The sequence below is a fragment of the Alteromonas sp. AO-Serp genome, assembly GCF_017849675.1.
Lineage (GTDB): Bacteria > Pseudomonadota > Gammaproteobacteria > Enterobacterales > Alteromonadaceae > Alteromonas > Alteromonas macleodii.
Genome location: NZ_JAFLMX010000185.1, coordinates 1 through 3,672, shown reverse-complemented (window position 1 = coordinate 3,672; position 3,672 = coordinate 1). Strand labels below are relative to the sequence as shown.

The following is a 3,672-nucleotide window of genomic DNA, read 5'->3' as shown; positions in this document are numbered from 1 at the left end:
CGGTCCATGGAATATTGTTGTGGTGCACGTTATCTAGCAAATCTATAAGAGAAAGGAACGAAGGCTTCGCGGATTCTGAGAGTGCGAAGCTGCGCAATTTACCTAATGCAAAGTCGTGCTTTTCTAAATCGTTAAACACTCTCTCAGCTATCTTTGGACCTATGCCGGGCAATAACTTAAGCACTCGAAAAGCTGATATTTTATGTTTAGGGTTATCTGCCCAACGTAAAATGCAAAGCATATCTTTTACATGCGAAGCTTCCAGAAATTTAAGGCCACCATGTTTAACGAAAGGGATATTGCGTCGAGTAAGTTCAAGCTCTAGACGATCGCTGTGATAACTTGAACGAAACAGAACGGCTTGCTGTTTTAAATCAATCCCTTCTTCACGAGCCGCCAAAACTCGCTCAACAATATATTCTGCTTGGAACATGTCATTTTCAACAGTTACCCACTTAGGCATAGGGCCGCTTTTACGCTCGCTGAACAACGACACCTTGTAGCCTTCGTCGCTTTCTGAAAGAAGGGTATTAGACAAGTTCAATATGTTCGGATGTGACCGATAATTCTGTTGTAGCGTTATCACTTTGCCACGCATGGAAAATGCAGTTGGAAAGTTAAGAATATTGTCTACCGTTGCTGAGCGAAATGAGTAGATTGATTGGGCGTCATCGCCTACAACGGTAAGGCCTTCACCGGTTGGGAAGAAACCTTTTAAAATGCCAGCTTGAAGAACGTTGGTATCCTGATATTCGTCTACCAACACATTGTCGAATTGCTCTCTTACTTTTTGAGCAATAGCGTCGACCTGCGCCATGTGAAAACAGTAAAGCAGTAAGTCGTCATAGTCTAAACTCACTTGTTCAATTTTAGTTTTCGCATAGTGAGCAAACAGCGTGTTCAGCTCTTCTTCCCACTCGCTACAATAGGGGAAATGAGTATCGAGTATGTCGATAAGCGGTGCTTGCGCGTTCACGCAACGAGAGTAAATGTCTAAACACGTTTTCTTTTTAGGAAAGCGCCGATTGACACCGCTGAAGCCAAGTTCGTGGCGAAGCAAATCAAGCATATCCGCGCTGTCGTTACGATCCATAACCGTAAAGTCGGGATCTAAACCAATGAGTGAAGCGTGCTCTCGTAGCAGTCGCGATGCGATTGAATGAAAAGTGCCCATCCAAGGAAGTGTGACCGGATGATACGCCTTTTGTTTCTCACGCAACGTTCGCTCTATTATGCGGTTCGCCCGTGAACTTAATTCCGACGAAGCCCTTCGCGCAAACGTCATCAATAAAATTCGTTCTGGCGCAACACCATGCAATATTAGCTGTGCTGTTTTGTGAGCGAGAGTGTTAGTTTTACCTGTGCCAGCGCCTGCAATAATTAACAGCGGGTGGTGCGTTTCATCGCTCAGCTCCGTTTCGCCCGCTCCTACGGAACTCAACCCGTAATTCACGGCTTCTTGCTGCTGCGGGTTTAATTCAGAATGAGAGAGCATAAAAAATCCTATTGAAGAGCACTTCAATAGGATAAATTAATGCACTGTATATTTAAACAGTTTTGTGTGGTGTTTAATTTTCTACCTCTGGAGTTTATGACGCTCTTTCGGGTTTCACATTTCATCCATTAATGCTTTAACTTTTGAAGCCTTGTCAGGAACGGCGGCCTATAGACCGGCCTTAGTATCTGTTTTCAAAAAGTAGACATCATTCTTCTTTACTTTTACTCAATTCTGCAAGGAAAGGTTGGAAATTCGGACAAGATAGAAGCAACTCCTGTAATAAACTAATTGAACGAATAAATTCATTAAGCTGCTCTGGGGAATCATGTAATTCAGAGAAAAATGCATCCATGCGCATCAACACAGCGAAAGGGTGATAAAGGTTAACTTCGGCATTTGTATCAGCGCTTAAATTATCAATCACTTTCCACTTATTATCATGGGGCGAATAACTAACGTTCGATGCATTTAACTCGTTAATTCTTTCTGCGATCTCGCTTCTAAGCCCTTTAAAAGTAGTGCTTGATTGGAGCGAGTTATGTAACGATTTTTGAAAGTCGAAGATTAATCCGACGTGCATGTGTTTGCCCGTTATCTGTTCAAATTTATGGTCAGCACCATCAGCCAAAAAGCCGCAGAAAATACCTGGCTTCCAATCAAGCTTCTGCTTATTTCCAAAACTACAAAACTCTATTCCAATTCGACGCTCAACAGCGGAAAGTCGATCTTTTACAGTAGGTGCCAAAAATTGGGCTAAAGGCCAACGGATATGTTCAAGAGAGGCTTGCTTGATTAGCGAACGCATTTGTTCTTCTAGCTGTTTAGCTTCAAGGTAATGCGTAATAGCCAATTGATTGATAGGAGATATCTTACCCAATCCCTCTGCTTGAAGAAGCCCTTTGAAGGACTCCAAGTACCATTTGGCTGTTTCATTTTTTAAAGGCTTAATTTTACCCAATAGTTCGTGAATATCATGCCAACAAATAGCGCAGTCGGGGTTTTGTTTATGTTGATACTCTCGTGCAGTTATAAGAACAACGTGATGATAATTGAAATGTTCTTCAGCATAGGCTCTGTAATTATCGAGCTGAGAGTAACTCAATTCAGAATAGACTTTATGCTCGAAAACTATTACTACGTCGTCCCACTTAACAAGCATGTCAGGAAACTTTCCGTCGAAATTTGCTTGAGTTGTGACCTCATAGTTATTGGTATTGAACGCTTTTGGGAGCGCTGATTTTGAATTAATCTCTTCTAAGAGAGCTATCATAACCTCGCTGCTATTTTTCAATAAGTGCGCAAATGCCTCTGTTAAAAAGTTCTCTAATGGATCTGATTTATCTCTAGGTCGATACTTTCTTAAATTTACGAGTAGGTTGTCTTCCATGCTCTGGGCTCTTCCACATTATTTATTTAATTATCAAGTAACTCACAGAAAGCACCATTTTCATAAGTGCTTTCACCTCGCTCGCGAATACTTATTGCAACCTAACGATAAGAGTTAATGTATCCGGTAAATTGATTATGCGTTTGAAAGGTAAAATAAAAGTCATTAGTAAGCGATTCAAAAGACCGCATAGTGAGTATCTCTTTTCCATTTACATTTTTCGTCCTGTAATGAAAAAGTGTCGATAATGAGTTTTCTACTGCACTTGTTTTTAATAATAGTGCTATCAGCAAAAATTTTAAACGTAGCACATCTCTTCTCAAAGAGAACTCGTCCACGAGGGAACATCTGATACTCGGAATTCATAAGTGTAGGAAATTCTGGAAGGTAAGCTTTCTCGGTTTCCCAAACACTTATATGGCTAAAACATGTGTCGGCAATACCCAGACTACTGTACTTTGCTTTCGACAATAATATAGACCTAGATATTAGCCTTTCATGGTAAATCCAAAAGATACCAATACGTGAATTCGATGCTGTCATTTAAGTTGTCTTAATTTAGTTTTACACCCCACTGACACTTTTCATTTTTAGAACCCTCTTTAGATGTTACGTTTCGAAAGCCCCAAAAAAATGTTAAAACCGATACCCCAACATTAAAGCTGCGCTAGATTCATATTCATCGGCAACTTTCTGTATATTCACTTCAAAATCTAACGCGATGTTTTCGAAACCATATTGGTGCAAGCTAAACGATACTGCATCGATTGGCTCATCACTTCCATAT

At 40.6% G+C, this 3,672-nt stretch carries 2 protein-coding genes; both read right to left on the bottom strand.

The genetic code is table 11. The features are described from left to right. A partial coding sequence (locus tag QVA83_RS12880) for an ATP-dependent helicase (protein WP_287498529.1) occupies window positions 1-1,495 on the bottom strand: 1,495 nt, incomplete at its 3' end. 208 nt (window positions 1,496-1,703) lie between these two features. Further along, window positions 1,704-2,885: a PD-(D/E)XK nuclease family protein gene (locus tag QVA83_RS12875; RefSeq protein WP_287498528.1), complete on the bottom strand. Its 1,182-nt coding sequence runs from the start codon at window positions 2,883-2,885 to the stop codon at window positions 1,704-1,706. Between the last annotated feature and the right edge of the window lie 787 nt (window positions 2,886-3,672).

What these genes read in the sequence shown, in the direction of transcription:
- QVA83_RS12875 (WP_287498528.1), bottom strand. Translation starts at nt 2,885, where the DNA reads ATGGAAGACAACCTACTCGTAAATTTAAGAAAGTATCGACCTAGAGAT.